Source organism: Paenibacillus sp. sgz302190 (assembly GCF_059820445.1).
Genome location: NZ_JBZYAO010000081.1, coordinates 1 through 5,054 on the forward strand (window position 1 = coordinate 1; position 5,054 = coordinate 5,054).

At 42.0% G+C, this 5,054-nt stretch carries 4 protein-coding genes and 1 pseudogene; 2 read left to right on the forward strand and 3 right to left on the reverse strand.

The window, feature by feature from the left end:
- Positions 1-487 precede the first annotated feature (487 nt).
- Positions 488-847 (forward strand): winged helix-turn-helix transcriptional regulator, encoded by a 360-nt coding sequence (locus AC6RNO_RS36370; protein WP_076235745.1) that lies wholly within the window; start codon positions 488-490, stop codon positions 845-847.
- A gap of 87 nt (positions 848-934) precedes the next feature.
- Here the strand turns inward: AC6RNO_RS36370 and AC6RNO_RS36375 are convergent, their stop codons facing one another.
- Complete coding sequence (locus AC6RNO_RS36375; RefSeq protein WP_497108415.1) at positions 935-1,498, reverse strand: NAD(P)H-dependent oxidoreductase; 564 nt, start codon at positions 1,496-1,498, stop codon at positions 935-937.
- A 259-nt stretch (positions 1,499-1,757) separates the two neighbouring features.
- On the opposite strand from AC6RNO_RS36375, the gene AC6RNO_RS36380 reads away from it, so the two are divergent.
- Complete coding sequence (locus AC6RNO_RS36380; RefSeq protein WP_497108416.1) at positions 1,758-2,495, forward strand: hypothetical protein; 738 nt, start codon at positions 1,758-1,760, stop codon at positions 2,493-2,495.
- 92 nt (positions 2,496-2,587) lie between these two features.
- Here the strand turns inward: AC6RNO_RS36380 and AC6RNO_RS36385 are convergent.
- Positions 2,588-2,821 (reverse strand): annotated as a pseudogene (locus AC6RNO_RS36385) (helix-turn-helix domain-containing protein); the annotation flags it as partial.
- Between the two features lie 35 nt (positions 2,822-2,856).
- Complete coding sequence (locus AC6RNO_RS36390; protein ID WP_497108417.1) at positions 2,857-4,050, reverse strand: MFS transporter; 1,194 nt, start codon at positions 4,048-4,050, stop codon at positions 2,857-2,859.
- Positions 4,051-5,054: the final 1,004 nt, after the last annotated feature.

Here is a 5,054-nt window from a genome sequence, read left to right on the forward strand (position 1 = left end):
CATTGTGGGATCAGCGTTTAACCAGCGTTATATTACGCAAAAAATTTAATCGCAATAGCGCAGGCTACCTCAACGACTTAGAGCAAAAATGGAATTCACTTATGAGCTAGTTAATTATGCTGTCATAGTTAAAAAACTATTTAGTTAAGGGAAGGTCGGCTTATTTGGAAATGGAAAGGGCAGTTAAACCCAGTTCAGACATTGTCATAGAGGGTTATTTAGATACATTCTCCATTGTGAATCGAATATCTGAAGAAGTAACAAAAAGGTTATCTTTACTCAACTAACCGTTTCCTGTTTTGGCCAACACTCGCCCTCCGCGTTCGCGCTGCCATTGTTCCGGTCCCATTCCGTTTCTAAAATTTATTCAAATTTAGGATATATCAAATTTTATAGCGATTTACATCCTTTCAATAAGATTGCATAATGATGTATTATAAAGTATGCATATTTATATCATATACTTACCAAAAGGAGAGTGTAACTTGTGCGCGAAACCTATATTCCAACTGGCGTGAAACTAAAAGAAACTGGCTTTGGATACACGTTGTCCTTAATAGGCGGTAAATATAAAATGATCATTATGTATTGGCTGTCTGAAAATAAGGTAATGCGGTTTAATGAGCTGAAGCGATGTATCGGTACCATTTCCTTTAAAACGCAAAGCATCATGTTAAAAGAGCTGGAGGCAGATGGGCTTATCATACGCAAGGAATTTCCCCAAATACCTCCAAAAGTTGAATATTCATTATCTGAAAGAGGTCTTTCTCTCATTCCATTGTTAAATATGATGTGCGAGTGGGGAGAGAAAAACAGTTCGCCAGCTCTGGAAGCTGTACAGCGGTAGGCATAGTTGTTTTGTTTATATTACAAAGAAGTATCTCCTGAACAGGGAAATACTTCTTTTTTATAGCAGTCTTAATAAAGCTAATTATTACAGATTGTCAAGAAAACTCAAATAATTTAGTGTGCTTTTTTCCAATTCGCTTACAGACGGCTCATTTTCTGTATCAGGCACATTTTCACCAGGCTCGTTTTCCGTACCATAATACGCAAAGAACGAACGATAATTTGCATTGCAGTATAGGAAGGTAGTTTCAAAAGGAGATAATAAATAATCAAGTACATAGTGATATCTTCCATCTTCACTATAATCTTCTTTTTTACTTCCGGCAGATACAGCTAAAGCAGCTTTGCGATTCTTTAATTTATCTCCTCCATTTGAACCATGAGCCCACCCATAAGTTAAAACATCGTCAAGCCATTTTTTAAGGAGAGGCGGACAATTAAACCAATATATAGGGAACTGCAAAACAAGATTACCATGTGATTCAACCAATTTTTGTTCTTTTTTCACGTCTATGCTTCCATCAGGGTAAGCCTTATGCAATTCGTGAACAGTATACTTTTCAGGATATTTTTTGAGTTCTTCTACCCATCGCTTATTAATTACGGATGTTTCTATGCTTGGGTGTGTCACGACAACAAGAGTTTTCAAAGATTAGTCCTCCTTATTTCTTATATAGCCTCTCGGCATTCGCCGAGGTAGACGGTGCAAGGGTTTCCTTGAACCGTTAACTTGCTTCCCTCCTACTTTTCAGTAGAAGTTTTTTATTTTTCAGCTCAATGAACTGGGAAATAAAATTCACAATTTCGTGCTTTAAAACACGAAAATTCACTTGACTTTTCTAAAATTCCCAAGTAATTGCACCAGAAGGGGCTTTCCTTCCCTTACTACCAATAGATGGGTGATTCAATTGAAACCAGCGGTAATTTCTCACAGTGCGTTTCAGAAACAGGTCTTGTCTTTACTCAAAAAATGTTATGCTCCACCGACTGCCATCCTCGTTAAAGCAGATTGGCATCTCATCTACAAATTTCTCATTACCGACCTTTCCTATGCCACGACCATGCTCATGGATTCCTACAGTCCGAAAGGTCCTAAACCTCGTGACCCCGCCTCTAAGCTGCGTTCTTACTTGCTTTTCCTTATGACCAAGCCGGAAGTCGGCATCACCGAATGGATCAATGAAATGAAGCGATATCTGCTCTACGCTATTCTTAGTGGTTTTGATCCCGGTGATGTTCCCGGTGTCGGTATGTTTTATGATTTTCTTTCTCGATTCTGGGCTGCCGACGATAACAATCTCAAACCTAAGGTCTTACCCCGCAAGCGCAAACCCAAGAAAGGAAAAAAGAAAGGCGAGAAAGCGCCAACCACCTCTCCTGGCAAGGTACAACGACTTGTTGACCGGATTCTTAAGCAAGGTATGACGGCCAAAATCCAGCCTATGGATCGATTGTTTGATTTCTTCCAGTCCCAGTTTCTTGCTGTTTCTACAAGCTTAGGCTTGCTGGGGGACACAGCCGGATTCGATGTGGCTGGCGACGGCACTCCGGTCGAAACGGCCGCCTGGCCCCACAGCAAACCAACTTGTGATTGCCATGCCCGCGGCCTTACGAAATGCAACCATCCACGCTTGGTATCTTCATAAGCGTGAGGAACTTGAGGCCAAACAGCACGATTTATTGCCTCAAGTAGCTTAACTCGCATAGCCTCCCGGCTAAACTGTGACGGGCTCTTTTAGCCTACGCGGAAGGTCGCATCGGAGGCGGGCAAGGTTTCCTTCAACATTAAGCGCCGTGCTACTTGCAAACGCACCGTTTTCTGGTATTGCAAAGGGCTCAACGCAGTGACGAGCTTGAAATGTTTATGAAACGCCGACGTGCTCATGTTTACGGACTTTGCAAGCTGCTCGATCACGAGCGGACGGTCGTATTGCCGGTTAATCAACTGGATCGCTTGAGCGATTTTGTACGCGTTGGCTTTTGCAGTTGGTTAAGCACTAACCTTTTTTAGATATTAGTTTCTTCTATATCTTTTCTAAGTTCTGGTGGAGCTTTGGAGCGGGTTACTCGTAAATATACCATAACGGTTGTTGCAGCGATGGCAACAACCGCAGCTCCAATCCAGCTAATCGAAGCTAAGGAAGCTTGTTCCACGACAACGCCTCCAATTCCTGCACCAGCACCCATAGCAAGCTGTAAAACTGAAGTATTCATACTCAGCATAATGCCTGAAGCCGCCGGAGCAAGAGTCATTAAGTGATATTGCTGAGTTGGACTTGTTGACCAAGCGGAGAGAGCCCAAAATATGAGCACAAGGAAAACGATAGCAGGCCATTGGGCTGATAATGACAGTAGAACTAAGGCTACTGCATGCAGTACCATACTGACAAATAAAGTACGAGGGAATCCCCATTTATCTGTACTATAGCCGCCAAACTTTGAACCGAATAAGCTGGCAATCCCGAAAGCGAATAAAGCAATGATGACTGTTTTACTGTTCATCCCTGTAACCGACAGTAGGAAGGGAGAAATGTAGGTGTAGACAATAGAATAACCAGAAATCCAGAAGAAAGTGATCATTAGGGCTGCAATTATTTTCGGTTGCTTAATTAAAGCAAGCTGTTTGCGCAAGGGAACCGATTCATCGCCATTTGAGCGTGGGATGACTAAGAGTATAACGATCATCGCAAGAATACTAAGTGCACCGATTCCTCCGAAGATTAATCTCCAATCATAAGCGGAAGCAATAACTCTGCCTAGCGGAACACCGATAATCAACGAGGTGCTAAAGCCCATAAGGAGTGTTGCAATTGCACTTCCTTGTTTATCAGGTGGAGTCATCTTGGTAGCGACAGTAAAGGCGGTTACAACGAATACTCCCATGCTTAGTGCAAGAATAACGCGTGAGACTATAACAAATCCAAAGCCAGGTAAAACTACGGCGATAATATTTCCAATCACAAATACACCAAGTGAATAAACTAAAAGCTTGCGCTGCTCCATTCGTGCTGTAAATGCGATAAGGAAAGGTGTTCCAAAAGCATAGGCGAGTGAAAAAACAGTAATGAGCTGACCAGCAGCAGCGACGGAGACATTAACGTCTCTTGCAACTGTATCGAGAATCCCTGCTATGATATACTCGGATGTTCCAACCAAGAAGCTAACAGCGGCTAATAAGTAAATTTTCCAGGCATTAGACATATAATTATCCCTCTTTCTTAAATTTCTATATTTCCAGGTGTATAGAAATTTATCTATTTCCTTCTTTGAGTATAAAGATTGTACTATAAATATGTAAGTACGCACTTTTAGTACATGTACTGTCATAAAGGTAAGTGTCACCCTGAACATATACACTAAATTTTGTTAACACCGTATTATGATTATTAAACTCCCTCGGGGAACTATAGTTCAACATCGAAAGGGCTGCCGCGTGGCAGCCCTGCGCTCAGCTAAAGGGCAGCATAGTTTATTAATCTAAGATTGTTGTTGAAGTGATAAAAGTTCTTACCTAAGCACTGACGGTTGCTGTCCCGGCATACCGATTGCTGAATCCATACTTTATGAATCTCAAAACCAATGAAAAGGGACCCCGGTTCAAAATTGATTTATTCGCGACAAAAAAACGTGGACACTCATGAGGTGTCCACGTTTCTCATTGGAAATTTTAAAGCACGGATTACTTGGTACTTGGGGTTGATGACTTCAGTTGGTCGATTTGAAGTTGGCCTTTCCAGCTTCCCTTAGTCCCACCGATGCGATTCACATTGACTTGCAATACCATCTCTTGCGGCAGCTTATGACCACCGTCATGAACGCGATTACCCCCCTCTGGCTCGCCTTGATCGGCGACCCTGTATCCAGTTTATTACCTTTGGAATCCGTAAGGTAGAACGGCAGATTATCAGCGTTAGGAGTACCAAAATTTATGAACGTGCACAAGCCATACAAGCTTCCTTACAAAGATGCTTGAGTAAAAAAAGAACCTAATTTACTTCAATAAGTTGTCGGAATATTCAGTAAAATTGAAGAATTAAAACCTAGTTATACAGCCGTTTCGCGGCTAATGAAACCCTTGGAACATATCGCTAGCATTCTCACTCCTGAGGAAGACAAAAGTAGTGAGACGGCTGAGTGGGAACTGTCCCTGCTACTGGAATGGGTGAAACAAACCTACACGCATCAGAGTGACGAGCTAATGGTTA